Annotated in this window: 22 protein-coding genes; all 22 read left to right on the top strand. The window is 36.3% G+C overall.

Features of this window, described 5'->3' with window-relative positions:
• The first annotated feature begins 162 nt into the window (after positions 1-162).
• Entirely contained in the window at positions 163-474 is a 312-nt protein-coding gene (gene ortA / locus LQU94_RS02905; RefSeq protein WP_230635095.1) for a 2-amino-4-oxopentanoate thiolase subunit OrtA, read from the top strand.
• On the top strand, positions 471-1895 hold the full coding sequence (gene ortB, locus LQU94_RS02900) for a 2-amino-4-oxopentanoate thiolase subunit OrtB (protein WP_230635093.1): 1425 nt from the start codon (positions 471-473) through the stop codon (positions 1893-1895). Before ortA ends, ortB begins: the two co-directional genes overlap by 4 nt.
• A 17-nt stretch (positions 1896-1912) precedes the next feature.
• Positions 1913-2278 carry an ornithine aminomutase subunit alpha gene (locus LQU94_RS02895; RefSeq protein ID WP_230635091.1) on the top strand — a complete coding sequence of 122 codons (366 nt, stop codon included), beginning with the start codon at positions 1913-1915 and terminating at the stop codon, positions 2276-2278.
• The gene (gene oraE / locus LQU94_RS02890) at positions 2278-4584 is read left to right on the top strand and encodes a D-ornithine 4,5-aminomutase subunit OraE (protein WP_230635089.1); all 2307 of its coding nucleotides are present in this window, start codon (positions 2278-2280) and stop codon (positions 4582-4584) included. Before LQU94_RS02895 ends, oraE begins: the two co-directional genes overlap by 1 nt.
• Complete coding sequence (locus LQU94_RS02885) at positions 4584-5948, top strand: GlmL-related ornithine degradation protein (protein ID WP_230635087.1); 1365 nt, start codon at positions 4584-4586, stop codon at positions 5946-5948. The genes oraE and LQU94_RS02885 overlap by 1 nt, the downstream gene beginning before the upstream one ends.
• A 43-nt stretch (positions 5949-5991) precedes the next feature.
• Entirely contained in the window at positions 5992-7161 is a 1170-nt protein-coding gene (gene alr / locus LQU94_RS02880) for an alanine racemase (protein WP_230635085.1), read from the top strand.
• Between the two features lie 72 nt (positions 7162-7233).
• On the top strand, positions 7234-7596 hold the full coding sequence (gene ylxM / locus LQU94_RS02875; RefSeq protein WP_230635083.1) for a YlxM family DNA-binding protein: 363 nt from the start codon (positions 7234-7236) through the stop codon (positions 7594-7596).
• On the top strand, positions 7586-8923 hold the full coding sequence (gene ffh / locus LQU94_RS02870; RefSeq protein WP_230635081.1) for a signal recognition particle protein: 1338 nt from the start codon (positions 7586-7588) through the stop codon (positions 8921-8923). The genes ylxM and ffh overlap by 11 nt, the downstream gene beginning before the upstream one ends.
• Positions 8924-8946: 23 nt before the next feature.
• Positions 8947-9264 carry a 30S ribosomal protein S16 gene (rpsP, locus tag LQU94_RS02865; RefSeq protein ID WP_230635079.1) on the top strand — a complete coding sequence of 106 codons (318 nt, stop codon included), beginning with the start codon at positions 8947-8949 and terminating at the stop codon, positions 9262-9264.
• A gap of 17 nt (positions 9265-9281) precedes the next feature.
• Positions 9282-9518: a KH domain-containing protein gene (locus tag LQU94_RS02860; protein ID WP_230635077.1), complete on the top strand. Its 237-nt coding sequence runs from the start codon at positions 9282-9284 to the stop codon at positions 9516-9518.
• Positions 9515-10015 (top strand): ribosome maturation factor RimM, encoded by a 501-nt coding sequence (rimM, locus tag LQU94_RS02855; protein WP_230635075.1) that lies wholly within the window; start codon positions 9515-9517, stop codon positions 10013-10015. The genes LQU94_RS02860 and rimM overlap by 4 nt, the downstream gene beginning before the upstream one ends.
• Positions 10012-10746 (top strand): tRNA (guanosine(37)-N1)-methyltransferase TrmD, encoded by a 735-nt coding sequence (gene trmD / locus LQU94_RS02850; protein WP_230635073.1) that lies wholly within the window; start codon positions 10012-10014, stop codon positions 10744-10746. The genes rimM and trmD overlap by 4 nt, the downstream gene beginning before the upstream one ends.
• Before the next feature lies 1 nt (position 10747).
• Positions 10748-11095 carry a 50S ribosomal protein L19 gene (rplS, locus tag LQU94_RS02845; RefSeq protein WP_230635071.1) on the top strand — a complete coding sequence of 116 codons (348 nt, stop codon included), beginning with the start codon at positions 10748-10750 and terminating at the stop codon, positions 11093-11095.
• Positions 11096-11248: 153 nt separating this feature from the next.
• Positions 11249-12916, top strand: a complete 1668-nt coding sequence (locus tag LQU94_RS02840) for a glycosyl hydrolase family 18 protein (protein WP_230635069.1) — start codon at positions 11249-11251, stop codon at positions 12914-12916.
• A 78-nt stretch (positions 12917-12994) separates the two neighbouring features.
• Entirely contained in the window at positions 12995-13630 is a 636-nt protein-coding gene (locus LQU94_RS02835) for a zinc dependent phospholipase C family protein (protein ID WP_230635067.1), read from the top strand.
• 234 nt (positions 13631-13864) lie between these two features.
• Positions 13865-14863 (top strand): aspartate--ammonia ligase, encoded by a 999-nt coding sequence (gene asnA / locus LQU94_RS02830; RefSeq protein WP_230635065.1) that lies wholly within the window; start codon positions 13865-13867, stop codon positions 14861-14863.
• A gap of 80 nt (positions 14864-14943) precedes the next feature.
• Positions 14944-15696 (top strand): hypothetical protein, encoded by a 753-nt coding sequence (locus LQU94_RS02825; RefSeq protein ID WP_230635063.1) that lies wholly within the window; start codon positions 14944-14946, stop codon positions 15694-15696.
• 42 nt (positions 15697-15738) lie between these two features.
• Positions 15739-16233: a crossover junction endodeoxyribonuclease RuvC gene (ruvC, locus tag LQU94_RS02820; RefSeq protein ID WP_230635061.1), complete on the top strand. Its 495-nt coding sequence runs from the start codon at positions 15739-15741 to the stop codon at positions 16231-16233.
• Positions 16234-16241: 8 nt separating this feature from the next.
• Positions 16242-16844, top strand: a complete 603-nt coding sequence (ruvA, locus tag LQU94_RS02815) for a Holliday junction branch migration protein RuvA (protein ID WP_230635059.1) — start codon at positions 16242-16244, stop codon at positions 16842-16844.
• Between the two features lie 18 nt (positions 16845-16862).
• Positions 16863-17873, top strand: coding sequence for a Holliday junction branch migration DNA helicase RuvB (gene ruvB, locus LQU94_RS02810; protein ID WP_230635057.1), 1011 nt, complete (start codon positions 16863-16865; stop codon positions 17871-17873).
• 1 nt (position 17874) lies between these two features.
• Positions 17875-19158, top strand: a complete 1284-nt coding sequence (locus LQU94_RS02805) for a SpoIID/LytB domain-containing protein (RefSeq protein ID WP_230635055.1) — start codon at positions 17875-17877, stop codon at positions 19156-19158.
• Positions 19159-19168: 10 nt separating this feature from the next.
• Entirely contained in the window at positions 19169-20191 is a 1023-nt protein-coding gene (gene queA, locus LQU94_RS02800; protein ID WP_255702372.1) for a tRNA preQ1(34) S-adenosylmethionine ribosyltransferase-isomerase QueA, read from the top strand.
• Position 20192 lies beyond the last annotated feature (1 nt).

Genomic DNA, 20192 nt, shown 5'->3' with positions numbered 1-20192 from the left:
AGAATGTTGCATAATTAGAATATAGACATAAATCTGTCTAAAGTGTTGTTTTTGTCGATTTTTTATCGAACAAGAGCTTGTCATCTATTAAAGAATTTTGCTTATGCAAGATTGTAAATAATTTTAATTTATTAAAATGTTTGTTTTGAAAGGAGTCGAAATATGGACGCTAAAAGAGGAGATTGGGTAAGAGTTCATGCCATTGTACTTCCTGCTGGCGAACGTGCTGGTAGCGTGCCTGAAGATACAGCAAATGTACCTTTGGAATTATGGCATAAAGGATTTTTATTGGCTGATGAAGCTTCAATCGGAGATGAAGTTGAGGTAGAAACTTATATCGGTCGTACAGTGAAGGGAACTTTAACAGAGGTAAATCCTTTCTGGAGCCATAGTTATGGTAAAAACGTTCCTGAATTGCTATTCATCGGACGTCAAGCTCGTGAAATTTTAGCAGAGGAAGGTGATGCAAAATGACAAGAGATTTAAGTTATGATGCAGTTATGTCTCGTAATGGCGAGATTATGAAAAAAGCCCTTGGTTTCGATTATGCACAATTCGAAACAGGTGGAATCGCTTTTGATTATGAAGGCATGATGGAATCTGTACCTTATACTTTTGAAGAAATCCGTGATTATCAATTAAATCATGGGGTAGGTAATACAGCTTTATTAGAACTTAGAAACCTAACTAAATTGGCTCGTACTTGTGCGCCTGAAGGAATGGGTGCTCGTATTCTTGTAAAAGACGAAGCAAGCAATGTTTCTGGATCATATAAAGCAAGACGTGCTTCTACTAGCGTTCAATACGCAAAAGCACAAGGTTTTGAAGGCGTTATTGCAGCAACAAGTGGTAACTATGGTACTGGTGTAGCAACACAAGCGGCTATGGTAGGATTGAAAACCATTGTCGTTCAAGAATGTTTTGATTCACGTGGCGTTGGTCAACCAGAAATCATCGAAAAAGCGAGAGCTTGTGAAGCAATTGGCGCTGAAGTTGCACAATTAACTGTAGGTCCTGAATTATTCTATTACAACTTAGTTTTATTAGAAGAAACAGGTTTCTTCAATGCTTCTTTGTATTCTCCATTTGGAGTTCGTGGTATCGAAACTCTAGGTGTTGAGATTGCAGAAGAATGTAAAGAAAAATATGGAAAATATCCAGAAGTAGTAATTGCTACAAATGCTGGTGGCGGTAACTTAACAGGTACTGCTAGAGGTTTATTAAGAGCAGGAGCAAAAGATACAGAAGTGATTGCAGCGTCTGTTGACTTGTCTGGTTTGCACATGGCTAGTGATAATCAATTTAACCGTAAAAGCTTTACTACAGGGCATACTGGATTTGGTGTACCATTTGCGACGTATCCAGATCGTAGTGACGTTCCAAGAAGTGCGGCTCGCCCAATGAGATATATGGACCGCTATGTAACAGTTACTCAAGGTTCTGTATTCTATATTACAGAGCTATTGGCTCAGCTAGAAGGTATGGAAAGAGGACCAGCAGGGAATACTTCCTTGGCAGTAGCTTTTAAGGTTGCCCAAACTTTACCAGAAGATGCAATCTTAGTAGTACAAGAAACAGAATACACTGGTGCAGGAAAACACATCAATCCTCAGTTGACTTTTGCGAAAGAAAATGGAATTGATGTAAGAGTAGGTGATCCTGCTGAAGAAGTTCCAGGAGAAAATATCATTATTCCTTCTCACCCAAGTCTAGTAAAAGTATCAGAAATGGATATAAATAAAACTAGAAGATCTTATGTTAAAAATGCAGTAAAAAATCATAAGGTTGAAGAAGTATCTAAAGAAGACCTTGAATTCTTAGCAGCTGAGATTAAATCAGACGTTGACGCTGTAAAAGGTTTCTTAGATGAGTTGGAAATTCCTTACGTTAAATAATTTATAGGAGGCGAAACATGGAAAGAAAAGATGACTTTCAGGAAAGAAGAAAACATCTTGCGGATCTAACGGATGAGCAATTAAAAGAAAGATTTTGGGAGCTTGTTGAACAAGTAGTAGATCCAATTACTGAATTGGCTAAAAAGAATACAACTCCTTCTATTGAACGTTCTGTTCTTTTAAGAATGGGATTCTCAAGTGTTGAAACAATGTCATTGGTTGAAGGAGCTTTAGACCGCGGCTTGATTTCTCATGGGGTTGGTCATATTGTTTATAGAATGGCAAAAGACAACAACCTTGAAATCCGTGATGCTGGTTTGAAACTAATCGATGGCGAACTTTGGGATCAAGCAATCGCAGTATTTAAGGGAGGAGATAAATAATGGCTGAGAGAAAATGGAAACACATTAAAGATGACTATTATAGACTTGAGCTAACTCCAGAAGAAGATGCAAAACGTATGAATGGCATGAAGCCATTAAATCCAGACGAAAAAATTAATATTCCAGAAATTTTTGAAGGTTTGGAAAACTATTATCCAAGAAGCCGTGGATGGCACTGGAGAAATGGTAGAGGAGAAGAAAGAAAAATCGGAGATTTCACATACTATGAAACTTCTGAGCCATTGAAAAATTCTCAACCACTACCAGGTTCTATCTCTTCTTTGAAAGGTATTGACCCACAACCAATGCCAGTAATTACAACAGAAATCGCTTCTGGACGTCCAGAAGATGATATTCGCCGTATGAGAATGGGCGCATGGCATGGTGCCGACCACTTAATGGTAATCCGTACTGCGGGTCAATCTCACATGGATGGTTTGATGGAAGGTACTCCACAAGGTACTGGTGGTAATGCCATTACTAGAAAACACTTACGTGCTCAAAGAAAAGCAATTGACTTAATCGAGGACGAAGTAGGAAGACCAATTAACTACCATTCTTATGTATCTGGGGTAGCTGGACCAGAAGTTGCTGTATTGTTTGCAGAAGAAGGCGTTAACGGTGCTCACCAAGACCCTCAATACAACGTATTGTACAGAAACATTAACATGATTCGTTCATTCGTTGATGCTGGGGAAGCAAAAACAGTTATGGCTTATGCTGGTATCGCTCAAATTGACGGTGCTCACAATGCCAATGCAACAGCAATCCAAGCATGGACAGTAATTCCTGAATTGATGGTACAACACGGTATCAACTCTTTATACTCTGTAAAAGTTGGTATGAAAAAAGACAATATCTGTCTTTCAACAGTACCTCCAGTAGCACAACCCGCTCCAAGTTTGAGAATGAATCTTCCATACGCTGTAGCGTTGAGAGATTTCTTCACTGACTACAAAATGAGAGCACAACAAAATACAAAATATATGACGGCTTCAACTCGTGAAGCAACAGTAACTCATATTTTAGATATTTTAACTTCAGAATTAACAAGTGCAGATATCCAATCTACAATTACTCCAGATGAAGGACGTAATGTACCTTGGCATATTTTCAATATCGAAGCATGTGACAACGCAAAACAAGCATATAACGGCTTAGACGGTATTATGCAATTTATTAAGGTTCGTTCTGATGAAGAACCTTTGAAATCTAAAATTCGTGAAATCAAAGAAAAATCTATCTTATATCTAGAAGAAATTATCGCAGCTGGTGGTTACTTCAACGCAGTTCAAGAAGGTTTCTTCGTAGATTCAGCAGAATACCCAGCGCGTAATGGCGACGGTATCGCTCGTGATATTGAAGGTGGAGTTGGTGTAAACACAGTATATGAAAGAGCAGAAGATTATTTGGCTCCTGTAACCGCTCACTACGGTTACAACAATGTAGCTCAGTACGATGAATCTGCTGTTGATAATCCATCTAAACTAATTGGAAACTGTACACTAGAAGATCCAGAAAAAATCATCTACATTGATGAATTGGATGAAACAGACAACGTAAATGTTCGTTTGGAAAATCAAAAGAAATATGTAAACTCTAACATCATCATCCCAGAAATGGAATGGAGAGGGGACGGAGTTGTTCAAATTACAACTGTATTGACTACCGATCCACGTACAGCCGAATATGCAGCCATTAAAATGGGGCAAAATCTTGGCCTTAAAGACGTTGAATGTATCAACGTTGAAGTTCTTCAAAAAGCAGAAGGTTGCCGTGTAGAAATTAAAGGGAAAGTACCATTTGATATCGATTTGGATCAATTGGTAATTCCACCTAAACCAGAAATCTATAGTGACGATGTCTTACGTGATGCTATCAAAGAAGAACCAATGACAGTAGTTGCTGGTACTGTAGGACAAGATGAGCACTCTGTAGGTTTACGTGAAATCATCGACATCAAACACGGTGGTGTTGAAAAATATGGTATCAAAGTTCATTATTTAGGAACTTCTGTACCACCAGAAAAATTGGTTGATGCCGCTATCGAAGTAAAAGCAGATGGCATCATGGCTTCTACTATTATTTCTCATGACGACATTCACTATAAAAACATGGCAAAAATTCATGAAATCGCAGTAGAAAAAGGTATCCGCGACGATATTATCATCGTTGGTGGTGGTACTCAAGTATCTAATGACTTAGCCGTAGAAGCTGGTGTAGATGCAGGTTTCGGTCGTGGTACTCATGGTAATGATGTAGCTACTTTCTTAGTAAAAGAAAGAAATCGCAGAAAGGGTAACTAATGTCTAAAATCAGTTTGCTCGTAGCAGAAATTGGCTCAACGACAACTGTTATAAATGGATTTGATTTCTCTGGCTCTGAACCTATTTTTATAGGTCAGGGTCAGGCTTTCACATCCGTAGAAGACGGTGATGTTAACATTGGAGTCAATAATGCAATCGAGGATTTCAAAAAAAACGCCGGTTTCGACTCTCTTGAATGGGATCAGTTGATTGCGACTAGTTCAGCTGCTGGCGGACTTAAAATGACAGTTCATGGTCTAGTCTATGATATGACGGTTAAAGCGGCAAAAGAAGCTGCTTTAGGAGCTGGTGCGAATATTAAGTTCATCACTTCTGGGAAATTAAGAAGAACCGATTTGAAAAAAATCGAAGAAATTCAGCCAAATATTATTCTAATTGCTGGAGGTATTGACTATGGGGAAAGAGATACTGCCATAGAAAATGCAGAGAAAATAGCGCAATTAGATATTAAAGCTCCTATTATTTATGCAGGAAACATTGAAAACGATGAAGAAATCAAATTGATTTTCGAAGAAGCAGGAATGGAAATCTATATTGTTGACAATGTATATCCAAGAATAGATCAATTGAATATTGAACCAACTCGTGCTGTAATTCAAGATGTTTTTGAACGTCATATTATCCATGCTCCTGGTATGGAAAAAATTACTGAGTTGGTAAATGGCTCTATTATGCCTACGCCTGGCGCTGTAATGGAAGCAAGCAGATTGCTATATGAAGAATTAGGGGACTTGATGACTATTGATGTTGGCGGAGCGACAACAGATGTTCACTCTGTAGCTGAAGTCAGCGAAGAGATTCAAAGAATCTTAATTTCTCCAGAACCAAAGGCGAAGCGTTCCGTAGAGGGAGATTTGGGATGCTATGTTAGTATGCCAAATGTGGTAGAGTTTATAGGCAAAGAAAATATTGCAGAAAAGATGAACGTTTCTATGGAAGAATTGGAAGAAATTATCGAAAAACATCAGCCAATTCCTTCTACAGAGATCGACATTCAATTTTCAGAAATTTTAGCAGAATATGCAACAATTACTGCTGTAAAAAGACATGCTGGAACCTATAGAGATATGTATGGGGCTGAAGGAAAGAAAACTTTAGCACAAGGTAAAGATTTAACAACAGTAAAATATATAATTGGTACGGGCGGTGCATTGTCTCGATTGCCAAATCGCATCGAAATGATGAAGAAAATTGCTCGTTCAAATTCCGGACATGAATTGTTGCCTACAAAAGAGGCAGAAATTCTAGTTGACAATGATTATATTATGGCATCTTTAGGTGTTATGAGTCGTCAGCATCCAGAGCAAGCTCTTGCTTTGCTTAAAAAAAGTATTGGAATTTAACTCTGTAGCTGATGCTACAGAGTTTTTATTTTGGAGGGAAATTATGAAATACTCAAGACCTGCTTGGCTAGAAGTTAACTTAGATAACATTAAGCATAATGTTGAAGTAATTCGCAGAGAAGTAGCGGATCATACAAAAATCATATCCATTGTAAAAGCGGATGGTTACGAATTTGGTGCCAATGAAATTACAAGAACGTTGCGTTCTATCGATGTGAAGAATTTTGCTGTTGCAACTCCAAACGAAGCCATAGGATTAAGAAAAGAATTTGATGATATAGAAATTTTGATTTTAGGATATACGCCAGAACATTTAATGGAAAAAATGATTGAAAATAAAATTCAAATGGGTGTATCTTCTTTAGAAATGGCCAAAATTATCAATGAACACGCAAAAAAATGCGGAAAAAAAGGTAGAGTTCACATTGTAATCGATTCTGGTATGAATCGTATTGGATTTAAGCCAACGGAACAAAGCATTGCTGATATTGTTGAGTTGAATCAATTGGAAAATGTTGAAATCGTTGGTATGTTTACTCATTTTGCTGTAGCAGATGAAGACGATGCCTATACAAGAAAACAATTTGACAATTACCAATTTATGGTAAAAGGCTTAAAAGAAAACGGAATTACACCTTTACTACACGTTTCTAACTCTCACGCGATTATGAGATATAGAGAATTCGATTTGGATTTCGTTCGTCCAGGAGTAATCCAATATGGTAGTGTAGAAGGCGATCCATATGGAAAAGATTTTGATGTAAAATTTGTTGGAAGCATTAAAGCACAAATTGGACACATTAAGACCGTCCCAGCTGGAGAAGGAGTTAGTTATGGTTTAACTTATGTAACAGATAAGGAAACGACCATTGCTACTTTGCCTTTAGGATATGCAGATGGAATTCCAAGACTATTGTCTAATAAAATTGATGTATTAGTAAATGGACAACGATGCAAACAAATTGGTAGAATTTGCATGGATCAATGTATGGTAGATATTACAGGCGTTGATGCAAAAGTTGGAGACGAAGTGGTTATCATCGGGAAACAAGGGGATGAAGAAATCACAATTGAGGAAATTGCAGAAAAAGCAGGAGAAATTCCAACTTCTTTCGTTACACATTTTAACAAGAGATTCCCTCGAGTTTATATTGAAAATGGAAAAGTGACAAAAGTGGTAGATTTGGTGGAAGAAACCGAAGAAATATGTTGACAGCAACTTCATAAAGTGATACACTGAATAAGGTCAAGGAAATCCCTTGACCTTATTCTAATAGGAGTTGTAATGAAAAAAACATTTCGTATCAACCAATTATTGGATTTTTATGAAGCTTTATTAAGTGGAAAACAAGCAGATGTTATGGATTTATATTATAAGGAAGATTATTCTTTGAATGAAATTGCTGAAATATTATCTATTAGTAAACAAGCGGTACACGATAACTTAAAAAGAGCGGAATCCAATTTAGAAGAGTTTGAACAAAAATTAAAGTTAAGTGAGTTGCAAAGTAAGGAGGATGAAAATTTGAAAGAAGTTTCTCATTTGATTCAGAGTCTATATTCTTATTCTCAAGAACCAAAATTTACAGAAACTTTAGAAGAATTGGAGTCCATTTTAAGCTTAAAGGAGGGTAGAGATGATATTTGAATCCCTTTCAGATAAGCTTCAAGATACACTTGGTAAATTAAGAGGCAAAGGTAAAGTTACCGAAAAAGATGTCGATGCTGCTATGCGAGAAGTTAAGTTGGCTCTATTGGAGGCCGATGTAAACTTCAAAGTAGTAAAAAACTTTATTAAAAAAGTAAAAGAGAGATCTTTAGGTAGCGACGTTTTAGAAAGTTTGACTCCCGGTCAACAGGTCATTAAAGTTGTAAATGAAGAATTATGCAACCTAATGGGAACACAGGAAGTCAAAATTGATTTTTCTAGCAATCCAACCGTTATTTTAATGACCGGTTTACAAGGTGCAGGTAAAACGACAACAACAGCAAAACTTGCGCGAATTTTTAAGAAGCAAAACAAACGTCCTTTATTGGTAGCTTGTGATGTATATAGACCGGCAGCCATAAAACAGCTACAAGTTGTGGGTGAACAAGTAGAAGTTCCTGTTTTTACAATGGGCACAGATGTAAATCCAATTGACATTTCAAAAGCGGGTTTGGAATACGCAAAACGAAATGGGAATGATGTAGTGATTGTGGATACGGCAGGGCGTCTACATATTGATGAAGATTTGATGGATGAGATTAAAGGAATAAAATCTGCCTTAAATCCCTCTGAAATTTTATTGGTATTGGACTCTATGACAGGGCAAGACGCTGTAAATGTAGCAAGTGCCTTTGATGAAGCCTTAGAGATTACAGGTGTTATTTTAACTAAGCTTGATGGTGACGCGAGAGGCGGGGCTGCTCTTTCCATTCGCGCCGTTACAAATGTTCCCATTAAGTACGTAGCCATGGGAGAAAAGTTGGATCAATTGGAAGTATTCCATCCAGATCGAATGGCCAATCGTATATTAGGAATGGGAGATGTTTTGAGTTTAATTGAAAAAGCTCAAAATATGGTAGATGAAAATTCTGCAAAAGCTTTAGAAGAAAAAATTCGTTCACAAACATTTACCTTTGATGATTTTTTGGATCAGTTGGAGCAAATGAAAAATTTGGGGCCAATTGAAGATTTATTGGGAATGCTTCCTGGCGTAAACAATAAAATGCTAAAAAATATCAATGTAAATGAGAAGGATTTTGCAAAAGTTGAAGCAATTATCAAATCAATGACAAAGAAAGAACGATCCAACCCGGAAATTATCGATAGTTCTCGAAAACGTAGAATTGCAGCTGGTAGTGGGACGGATGTAAAGGATGTAAATGCTTTATTGAAACAGTTTAAGGACTTAAGAAAAATCATGAAGCAATTTAGTGGTGTAGGTAAGGGTAAAGGAAAACGAAAAATGCGTATGCCTTTTCCTTTCTAGTATATAATTTAGGAGGTTTTTTTATGGCAGTAAAGATTAGATTAAAAAGAATGGGAGCAAAGAAAAGTCCATTTTACAGAATTGTAGTAGCAGATTCTAGAGCTCCTCGTGACGGTCGATTCATTGAAGAATTAGGATATTACAATCCATTAACAGAACCAAAGACAGTAAAAGTAGATGCTGAAAAGGTTCAAGATTGGGTTAAAAAAGGCGCGAAACCTACAGATACTGTAGATCGTTTGTTCCGTGAAAACGACGTATACAACACTTCTGAAAAAGTAGAAGAAAAAGAAGTGGAAGCAGAAGAAAAAGAAGAAGAACAAACAGAAGAAGAGGCGTAAGTCTAGGAGGGTTTTAAGTGGAAAAACTTGTCAAATATATCGCCCAAGAATTGGTTTCAAATCCAGAAGAAGTAGAAGTAATTGCACAAAATAGTGAGGATGGAATTCAAATAAAGCTTTTATTAAAGAAAGAAGATATGGGAAGAGTGATAGGTAGACAAGGACGAATTGCAAAATCAATTCGCGCCATTTTGAAAGCCGTTGCCTTAAAAGAAGGAAAAAATATCATTTTAGATATTGAAGAAAAAGCATGAAGAAAGTATTAGTAGGCGAAGTCACCAGTGCTCATGGAATTAAAGGCCATGTTCGAGTTTTCCCTTTTACCGACGATTTGGATCGATTCAAGGAGATAAAATCCGTTTTTTTGGGCGAATCTGAAGATAGGGTAAAAGTGAAACGTGTTGGAGTACAAAAAAATTTGGTTTTATTAGAAATTGAAGGCATAACCAATCGAAACGAAGCGGAAAAATTGAAAAAAGTACAATTGTTTATTCTAGAAGAGGATCGAAAAGAATTGGACGAAGGACAATTTTTTATAGAAGATTTGATTGGATTAGAGGTCATTCATTTTGAAACCAAAGAGACTCTAGGCGTAGTAAAAAATGTGATGGAACAAAGTGCAAATGATGTTTTAGAAATTGCATCTTCTTCTGGAACGTTTTTGGTTCCTTTTGTCAAAGCTTTTATAGAAGAGATTGATTTAGAAGAAGAAAAAATATTTATTCATGTAATTGAAGGATTGATTGAATGAAATATTCAATTTTAACATTATTTCCAGAAGTGTTTCAATTTTTGGAAACTTACTCTGTAATTGGAAAGGGTGTAGAAAATTCTTCTTTCACCTATGAAACGATTGATATTCGAGAGTTCAGTACCAATAAACACAAAAAAGTAGATGACTACAGCTATGGAGGCGGACCAGGAATGGTTATGAAAGCCCAGCCAATAGTAGATGCGATTCAATCGGTAAAGGCGCCGTCTAGCAAAGTGATATATTTATCGCCTCGGGGGAAAGTACTAACCCAGGAAAAGCTAATGGACCTTTCAAAAGAAGAACATTTGATTTTATTAAATGGTCATTATGAAGGGATTGATGAAAGAGTCATTGAAAATTATGTGGACGAAGAAATTTCCATTGGGGATTATATTTTATCTGGGGGAGAAATTGCCTCCTTGGTATTAATTGATGGAATTTCTCGATTATTACAAGGTGTTTTGTCCAACGCAGAAAGCATACAAGAGGAATCTCATTCAAGTGGTTTACTTGAATACCCTCATTACACTCGACCTTTTGATTTTGAAGGCCATTTGGTACCAGAGGTACTGATCAGTGGTAATCATGAAAAAATAGAGAAATATCGTAGAGAAAAATCTCTAGAGGTTACTTATAGAAGACGGCCTGATTTGTTGGAAAAGGCAGAGTTATCAAAGGCCGATTTGGAATATCTAAATAGATTAAAAGAGAATTTGAAGGAGGATTAGAATGGACATTATTAAATCCATAGAACAAGCACAATTAAGATCTGATTTACCTGCATTCCGCGTAGGTGATACAGTTCAAGTTAACTATAGAATCGTAGAAGGATCTCGTGAAAGAGTTCAAATGTTTGAAGGCGCTGTAATTAAAAAACAAGGTGGCGGAGCAAACGAAACATTTACTGTACGTAGAATTTCATATGGTGTAGGCGTAGAAAGAACTTTCTTATTACACTCTCCACGTATTGAATCTATGAAAGTGGTACGTCGTGGTAAAGTACGCAGAGCAAAACTTTATTACTTACGTGACCGTCAAGGTAAAGCCGCTAAGATTAAAGAGAAAAAAAGCTATTAATTAAGACAGAAGGACATTGTTGCAAAACAATGTCTTTTTGATTATTGCTCTTTACGAAATAATTATGGATGAAGTATACTAAGTAAATGGGGTGCAAATAGATATACTTTATTTGACATATACATAATTCGATATTACGTAAAGGAAGGAACTATGAAAAAACTTATTTTATTAATATTTATATTATTATCCTTGGGAATTGCAGCCTTTTTATTCTTGTTTCGAACGAGTGGATCCAATACATTTACAGACATTTACAACTCATTTCAAGTCGTAATGGACGGAGAGGCCATCGATAAATCTTATTATGACCGTGTAGAGGGACAATATTATTTCACTCTAGATTTTATTAAAGAATACATTGATCCAAATGTTTCTTACGACGAATCAAGCAAAACGGTTCAATTCAATAACGAAGCAGGGAAGAAATCTATGGTTGTGGGAGAAAAGAAAGCACTATTAAATGACCAAACCATAGGATTGCGAGACCCTTTGTTTGAAAAAGAAGGCAAACTATTCATTCCAATTGAAGCATTTTTGTATGATTATCCATACTGGGCTAGCTTTAATATGGACCATAATATTCTTGTATTAGAAAACAAGACAAAGGAATATGCAACGGCAAAACCCAAAGGGGACGGCGTTAATATGCGTCTAGAGGGGGCGTTGGATAAACCAATTGTAAAAACACTAAATTCAGAAGATGTTTTGACCGTATACCGGGAAGAAAATGGATGGTACAATGTACGAAACCACGAAGGGTTCGGCGGTTGGGTACGTGGAGACAACTTAGAAATATCAGAAATTGATGGACAAATTTCTAAGGAAAAAGAATCTCCAAGAAAATCAGCCATTGGAAAACCGATTAACATTACATGGGATTACACCTATGGAAAAGTTAAAGACTCTGTAATTTCTGCCATTAAACCGATTCCAGGATTGGATGCTATGATTCCTACTTGGTTCTCTATAGACAATGCCGACGGAGATTTAATTGATCGAGGAGATGCGAGATATGCTAAAGCCTATGCCGCTCAGGGAATTGATTTATGGGGATATGTGGATAATAAATTTGATAAAGACTTGTCGAAAGAATTTTTATCCAATGAAACTGGCCGTGCCAATGCGATTAAAAATTTAGTGGCAGCAGCGAAAAAATATGGCATGAAGGGAATCAATGTTGATTTTGAAAATATGAATATTGAAGAAAGGGATCCTTTCACGGTATTTGTAGAAGAATTGTCCCTTGCTTGTAAAGAAAATAATTTGATTTTAAGTGTATGTGTTACGCCGCAAATTTCCTCCAATGTAGAAGATGAGCCTTACAATCGTGCAGCCTTAGCCAAGGTGGCGGATTATGTAATCCTTATGGCCTATGATCAACATTGGGGTAGCTCTGATACAGCAGGATCTGTGGCAGAATACAAATGGGTAGAAAGCAACGTAAACATATTATTAAAAGATATACCACAAGAAAAATTTATTTTGAGTATTCCATTCTATACACGCCTTTGGAAAGAGGGAAGTAACAATGTAGAATCTACGCCAGTCGGCATGGAAACGACCCGCCAATACATTCAAAGTCACGGTATGCAATCAACATGGGATGACAATGCAAAGCAGTATTATATAGAAATGGAAAAAGATGGAAAGGTAGAGAAAATTTGGATTGAAGATGCCCAAAGTTTACAGTGGAAAACCAGCCTTGTTAGAAAATACAATTTGGCAGGAGTTTCTTCTTGGCGCTATGGATTTGAAACCAATGATATCTGGCCAATGATTCAAAATGAATTATCTCATTACAATTTTATGTTTAAGTGATGCTTCTTCTTGACAGAAACACTCCTTCTTTAGTATGATTTAGGAGTGAGCAATTTAGACGTAGATTAAGGAGAAGATATGGTACCTGAATCCCACAAATGGATTGCGAAAGAAATATATAAGCATTTTGAAGAAGAATATTCTTTGCAATTGGATAAAAATAAATTATTATGGGGCTCTATTGCTCCTGATATTATGCCAAAATATAAATTGATTCGACACTACAAAAGCGAAAGCATTCTTTATGTAGCCAGTCAAATTACAAAAGTAATACTAACATTATCTTTGTTGGATGAAGAAGGAATAGCAAATCCAATAAAAATGGCGAAACTAAGCAAGCGCATAGGAGTAATCAGTCATTATTTAACGGACTATACCACTCATCCCCATGCAAGAAGAATTACTTGTACAACAAGGAAAGGGTTAAAGGACCATTTTGCCTATGAGGCGAAATTAAATGAATCCATTAAAAATCATTCCGTTGATTTTAGCATCAAGCAAAATTGGGACTTTTCTGCTTTTGAAGGAGATTGGATCGATTTAAGAAACTATATTATGGATAAAATCCACAATGTTGTGGAAGAATATATGGCATTGCCAATTACCGTAGAAACGGATATAAATTATGCCGTCAACTTAAATTTATTTATAGTAGACCTAATTTTTGAAGCCGTTTATGCGTTGGAAAAAGATACACAACTACAAATGATTTAGCCTTTGATCGGGAGTGAAGTAAATATTGGCTCTAAAGCGAATGTGGGATGGTGAAAGCCACTGAGTTCCGTTTATGGATAAACGCCCGTGAGGTTCTACTTCGAACGTTTTAATTAGTAGAGGTAGACGGATTTACCCGTTATAATGTAATAGAGTATATTGTACTTGAAGAGGTGGCACAGCGAGATTTCGTCCTTTGATGAAATTTCGTTTTTTTTTTTGAAGGAGTATATTATGAGAAACAATTCACAAGCAACGAAATTAGACATTAAGGAAACACAAATTGCGATTAAGAGCTTAAAAGATTTTTTTGAGAGAGATTTGGCAAATACGTTAAATTTAACTCGTGTTTCAGCCCCATTATTTGTAAGACCAGAAACAGGTTTGAATGATAATCTAAGCGGAACAGAAAAGGCGGTTTCTTTTTCTTTACGGAAATATGGAATCGAGGTAGAAATTGTGCAATCCTTAGCGAAATGGAAAAGATATGCGTTGAAAACTTATGGGTTTGATTATTACGAAGGGTTATATACAGATATGAATGCCATTCGTCCAGATGAAGAAATTGATGACATTCATTCTATTTACGTGGATCAATGGGATTGGGAAAAGATTATTCGTCGTGAAGATCGTACAATTGATTACTTAAAGTTTATTGTTTCGGAAATCTTTTCTGTTTTTAAGCGGACAGAATCTTATATTAATAGCGTATATCCCTTTGCTCTTTCAAAAAAATTACCAGAGCAAATCTTCTTTATAACTTCTCAAGAGTTAGAAGATATGTATCCTAACCTTTCGCCAAAGGAAAGAGAAAATTCTATTTGTCGCGAAAAGAAAGCAGTATTTATTATGGGGATAGGGAGCGCTTTGAATAGTGGACATCCACATGATGACAGAAGCCCAGACTATGATGATTGGGATTTGAACGGAGATATTTTATTCTATAACCCAGTAAATGATTCCGCTATTGAATTATCTAGTATGGGTATTCGCGTAGATGAAGAAAGTTTAGTGCGTCAATTGGAGATTGCAGATGAAAAAGATCGAATGGAATTAGACTACCATAAATCTTTAGTAAATGGGGAATTGCCATTTACCGTAGGTGGTGGAATTGGGCAGTCTAGAATTTGTATGTTCTTCTTGGAAAAGAAGAGCCTTGGAGAAGTACAAGCATCGGTTTGGCCAGAAGACTTTTTGCTAGAAGCAAAACTTAAGGGATTGAATATTTTATAAACTTTTTGGAATGCGTCGAATTATTTTGAAAGATATAGTATAATATTTCTATGAGTCACTACAGATAAATGGAGGGAATTATGCGGACATTAAAAAAGCTTCAAAAAGAGCCAAGTTTTTCAGAAATAAAAAAAGCTTTACTGCGCAATTTCCTTTATAGTGCAGATAGTGAATCGATGCAAATTTTGTTAAATATATACAAACTAGAAGAACAAATCGATAATGTTTTTCCCAATTATATTTCGGTAAAGTCTTTAAGAAAAGATATTCTTCAGTTCCTTAGAAACAAGGAGGGAAAAGAATTAATCGCTTCCAATTTAACAGAATTGATACATGATGATATCAACCGTTTTGAGCTAATCGTGTACTTGAATGGGTACAAAAGAGGTTTTCGTGCTTATGATCATGCCAATGACTTAGAAGTGATTACTTTACGAGATATTACTTTTGAAACGCTTTATTCCAGAAATTTGTTATATCATTATGAAAATGAAAACCAAGATGTACAATTATTTCGAGAAGAAATTATGCGTGAACTTCACCATTCAAAGGGATTGGTGGGGCAGATTATGGAACAGCTATATTGGTATAACGCAAAAGTCTTAAAGAAGAAAATATTTAAGTTAAATGATCACGTAGACAGGCAATTGTATTTTGATATTCGAAACGGTGAACAAGAAATACAAGTAATAGATAATGTATTGTCTTATCGTGAATTGCTAGGGCTAAATAAGAAACTTCTTCGATTTATGTACAAAGATGGAATTCGTATTTATGAAACTGCATATTGGAATGGGTTAAATGACTTGGTTTTACGTCGGTACCATTCATAAAATCAAGAGCTCTAGTTGTAGAGCTCTTTTTTAAGGAGAAATATGAGAATAATTGGAATAGATCCAGGAATTGCGATTGTTGGATATGGTATTATAGATATAGTTGGAAATGGATTTTCTGTGGTAGATTATGGAATTATTGAAACGCCTTCTACTATGGATGAGCTGGAACGCTTAAAAAGCATATACGATTCCATGAATATATTGATAGATCGATACAATCCTCAGGAGGCCGCCATAGAGGAGTTGTTTTTTAATAAAAATATAAAGACAGCGATCCAAGTGGCCCAAGCAAGGGGAGTAGAGCTTTTGGCCTGTATGAATAGAGGGTTAGAGGTCTATGAATACACTCCTTTGCAAATAAAACAGGCGGTTGTTGGATATGGTCGAGCAGAAAAAAAACAGATACAAGAAATGGTGAAGATGCTTTTGAACTTGAAGTCCATTCCGAAACCGGACGATGCAGCAGATGGTTTGGCGATTGCTATAACACATGCCCATTCAAGAAAGCACAAAGAAATGTTTCGAGTAAAGTAGGTGATGGAATGTTTGATTTTATTCAAGGAAATATAGAAGATATTGATTTACAACGGTGCGTTTTATTGGTAAATGGAGTTGGATATTCTATTTCCATTAGCGATTTTACAAGACGCGAGATTATGCATTTGAAAGAAACTCGTTTGTATATACATATGCAAGTAAAAGAAACAGAGATTCTTTTGTTTGGGTTTTATACATTAGAGGAAAGAAAAGTTTTTGAGCTTTTAACTTCGGTCTCAGGAATTGGGCCCAAAGTAGCTCTTTCTATGTTAAGCCAATTTAGCATTGGAGCCATTGCAAAAGCCATTGCCTTGGAAGATGCTAAAACCATTCAAAAAACTCCTGGTGTAGGAAAAAAGACAGCAGAGAGAGTCATTTTAGAATTGAAGGACAAAATAGGCGCTTTGGATTTGGCTTTTGATGAGGAAATGGGGCCGCTGGATACAGAGATTCAAGGCGGGAATGAAGTACAGGAAGTAAAAGAGGCTCTGATTTTATTAGGATATAGGGAAATAGAAATAAACGATGCTTTGCGTCGCATAGATGTAAATCAGCCTTTAGAGTCGATGTTAAAGGATGCGTTAAAACAATTGGCAAAGAATCAGTAAGAAAGGTAGAGGGATAATTTGGAAACCAATCGTATTGTTTCAAAGGCCCAGTTGCCGGATGAAGAAAAAATAGAAATTTCCTTGCGTCCAAAATATTTGGAAGAATATATTGGACAAGGAAAAGCGAAAGATAAATTGCGTATTTTTATTGAAGCAGCGAAGAATCGGGGAGAGGCGTTAGACCACTGTCTATTAAATGGTCCACCAGGCCTCGGTAAAACTACATTGGCAGGTGTTATTGCCAATGAAATGGGTGTAAATGTGAAGATTACATCAGGACCTGCCATTGAGCGTCCTGGTGATTTAGCTAGTATTCTAACCAATTTGGAAGACAATGATGTCTTGTTTATTGATGAAATTCATAGAATATCTCGTTCTGTAGAAGAGATTTTATATCCAGCAATGGAAGACTTTGCTTTGGATTTAATCATTGGGAAAGGTCCTTCTGCTCGCTCTGTTCGTTTGGACTTAAATCACTTTACTTTGATTGGAGCGACGACTCGATCAGGGCAATTGGCTTCCCCATTTCGAGATCGATTTGGCGTATTGCTAAATTTGGAATTGTACGATAATGAAAGCTTAAAAGACATTATCTTGCGTTCTGCTTCTATTTTGCAAATTCCCATTGAAGATCAAGGAGCTTATGAAATCGCTTCTCGTTCTAGAGGCACACCTCGTATAGCCAACCGCTTATTAAAACGAATTCGCGACTATGCGGAAGTAGTCTGTGATGGGATTATTACAGAAAAAGTGGCAAAAGATGGATTGAAAATGCTAGAAATAGATATGGATGGATTGGATGAACTAGACCGAACCATTCTTCGGACGATGGTAATCAATTATGGAGGGCGCCCTGTGGGAATTGAAACGATAGCAGCCTCCTTAGGAGAAGAAAGAATTACCATTGAAGATGTGTACGAACCCTTTTTGTTACAAAATAACTATATTCAGCGAACACCAAGAGGAAGAATACCTACAAGAAAAGCCTATGAACATTTAGGGATACCTTTTACAAAGGAAGAGGTGTAAAATGAAAAAGTTAGCTTTATTATTGGTTGGAATTTTTATCTTAGGATTATCCACTCCTATATATGCCAGTCAACCTGCAGATATTTCTGTTAAAATTGGGGCAACAAGAAGCTCTGTTCGTTTAGAAAGTACAAATGGATTTGAATTGATTCAATCCAACGGAAAAAAAATACGTATATCTACAGCAACATTACAACTCTCTCCCTATGGGCAAGACCAAATTCAGGTAAAATCGGCCCAAGGGGAATATAAGATAGAAGAGAATGTAGATCGAATTCAACCGCAAAATAACAATGCAAGCGTAGATGGAAAAAGATATAGAGGAAGTTTTTACTTTATTAACAGTGGAAATCTTCTTTCTGTTGTAAATCAGTTGCCTGTAGAAGAGTATCTAAAGGGAGTACTGCCAAAAGAGATTGGTACATCTACCAATAGAGAGGCTCTAAAGGCACAGTCTGTAGTGTCTAGATCTTTTGCGTACGCTAACTACAATAAATTTTTGAAAAACGGTTATAATTTGGATGATACAACATCTTCCCAAGTATATGGCGGAATGGATGTAGAAAGTGAAGCAACCAATCAAGCGGTAGAAGCAACAAGAGGCCAAGTTTTGTATTATGGTGACTCCATTGCCAATACCATTTTCCATGCTACATCTGGCGGAAAAACAGAGGCCATAGAAGATGTTTGGGGCGGGAATTCTATCCCTTATTTGAAGGTTCAAGAGGATCCTTATTCTGTAAATACGAGAAATAGTACATGGGAAGCAACAATAAGCAAATCGGAATTGAACAATAAATATAGTGGAAAAGTAGGCGAGGTAACAGGGTTTAAGATATTGGAACGAACAAGCAGCAACCGCATTCGTTGGATTGAAATTACTGGAACCAATGGATCCTATAAAATTTCAGGGAATCAATTTCGTTTGGATTTAGGAGCAGTAAAAATAAAAAGTACGGATTTTACTGTAAACGGACAAGGCTCTACTTTATCAGAACAAGTAATAACCAGTACAGGAAGAAAAACATTTAATGGACTGGAAAGAATCATTTCTGCAACAGGAATTACAGAAAGAAGTTCACAAACAATTCTTACAGCCAATGGGCAACGAAAGATACAAATGGCTAAGGCAGAAGAAATACAGGGAGAAGAATTTTATTTACAAGGCCGTGGATATGGACATGGAGTTGGGATGAGCCAATATGGTGCCATAAATATGGGAAATGATGGAAAAGATTATCGCTATATTTTAGGTTTCTATTATCCAGGCACAGAAATTAGATAAGAGGGAAAGATTGAAAAAAGAAGATTTTTATTATGATTTGCCAGAGGAGTTGATTGCTCAACATCCTATGGAAAAACGGTCTGAATCAAAATTACTGCATTTGAATCGAGAAAATGAGACTTTTGAAGATTGTCATTTTTATGATATTGTAAAATTTTTCCACCCAGGAGATGTTTTGGTAGTAAACAATACAAAAGTAATACCAGCTCGTTTATTTGGAAGTCGAGAAAATAAAGAAGAAAAAATTGAAGTTTTGCTATTAAAAGAGACAGGACAAAAACAGTGGGAATGTTTAGTAAAACCCGGTCGCAAAATGAAAATAGGCACAAAAATTATTTTTTCTCCTCGTCTAAGTGCGACCGTTGTAGATATTACAGAAGAAGGTTCTCGAATTATTGCATTTCACTACGATGGAATTTTTGAAGAAATTTTAGATGAATTGGGCGAGATGCCCTTGCCACCTTATATTCACGAAAAATTAGAGGATAAAGATCGGTACCAAACCATTTATGCAAAACATAGAGGTTCAGCAGCTGCACCTACATCAGGATTGCATTTCACTGAGGAAATCCTATCTCAATTAAGAGAAAAAGGAGTAAAAATATTACCAATCACTCTCCATGTGGGTTTGGGAACATTCCGTCCTGTGAAGGAAGATGATATTTTGGATCATGTTATGCATAGTGAATATTTTGAGATATCAGAAGAAGTTGCAAAAGAAATTAATGAGGGGAAAAAAGCAGGGAAAAGAATCATTGCCGTAGGAACTACTTCCGTAAGAACTTTGGAATCACAGACCGATGAAAAGGGATTATTAAAGCCAGGAAAAGGTTGGACAGATATTTTTATTTATCCAGGATATGATTTTGAGATGGTAGATGCTATGGTAACAAACTTCCATTTGCCTGAATCTACCTTACTTATGTTAATTAGTGCTTTTGCCAATCGTGAATTCATCCTAAAAGCTTACGAGCATGCGATAAAAGAGAGATACCGTTTCTTCAGTTTTGGAGATGCGATGTTTATTGAATAAG

It is taken from the genome of Peptoniphilus sp. KCTC 25270 (genome assembly GCF_021012875.1).
In the GTDB taxonomy this organism is placed as follows: Bacteria; Bacillota; Clostridia; order Tissierellales; family Peptoniphilaceae; genus JAJMZJ01.
This window is presented reverse-complemented; position numbering and strand designations above follow the sequence as displayed.

Coding starts and splice junctions, on each gene's coding strand:
- ortB (WP_230635093.1), top strand. CDS start 471: ATGACAAGAGATTTAAGTTATGATGCAGTTATGTCTCGTAATGGCGAG.
- LQU94_RS02835 (WP_230635067.1), top strand. CDS start 12,995: ATGGTACCTGAATCCCACAAATGGATTGCGAAAGAAATATATAAGCAT.
- asnA (WP_230635065.1), top strand. CDS start 13,865: ATGAGAAACAATTCACAAGCAACGAAATTAGACATTAAGGAAACACAA.
- rpsP (WP_230635079.1), top strand. CDS start 8,947: ATGGCAGTAAAGATTAGATTAAAAAGAATGGGAGCAAAGAAAAGTCCA.
- LQU94_RS02825 (WP_230635063.1), top strand. CDS start 14,944: ATGCGGACATTAAAAAAGCTTCAAAAAGAGCCAAGTTTTTCAGAAATA.
- rimM (WP_230635075.1), top strand. CDS start 9,515: ATGAAGAAAGTATTAGTAGGCGAAGTCACCAGTGCTCATGGAATTAAA.
- LQU94_RS02895 (WP_230635091.1), top strand. CDS start 1,913: ATGGAAAGAAAAGATGACTTTCAGGAAAGAAGAAAACATCTTGCGGAT.
- ruvA (WP_230635059.1), top strand. CDS start 16,242: ATGTTTGATTTTATTCAAGGAAATATAGAAGATATTGATTTACAACGG.
- LQU94_RS02805 (WP_230635055.1), top strand. CDS start 17,875: ATGAAAAAGTTAGCTTTATTATTGGTTGGAATTTTTATCTTAGGATTA.
- ylxM (WP_230635083.1), top strand. CDS start 7,234: ATGAAAAAAACATTTCGTATCAACCAATTATTGGATTTTTATGAAGCT.
- ruvC (WP_230635061.1), top strand. CDS start 15,739: ATGAGAATAATTGGAATAGATCCAGGAATTGCGATTGTTGGATATGGT.
- rplS (WP_230635071.1), top strand. CDS start 10,748: ATGGACATTATTAAATCCATAGAACAAGCACAATTAAGATCTGATTTA.
- LQU94_RS02885 (WP_230635087.1), top strand. CDS start 4,584: ATGTCTAAAATCAGTTTGCTCGTAGCAGAAATTGGCTCAACGACAACT.
- ffh (WP_230635081.1), top strand. CDS start 7,586: ATGATATTTGAATCCCTTTCAGATAAGCTTCAAGATACACTTGGTAAA.
- LQU94_RS02840 (WP_230635069.1), top strand. CDS start 11,249: ATGAAAAAACTTATTTTATTAATATTTATATTATTATCCTTGGGAATT.
- alr (WP_230635085.1), top strand. CDS start 5,992: ATGAAATACTCAAGACCTGCTTGGCTAGAAGTTAACTTAGATAACATT.
- oraE (WP_230635089.1), top strand. CDS start 2,278: ATGGCTGAGAGAAAATGGAAACACATTAAAGATGACTATTATAGACTT.
- trmD (WP_230635073.1), top strand. CDS start 10,012: ATGAAATATTCAATTTTAACATTATTTCCAGAAGTGTTTCAATTTTTG.
- ortA (WP_230635095.1), top strand. CDS start 163: ATGGACGCTAAAAGAGGAGATTGGGTAAGAGTTCATGCCATTGTACTT.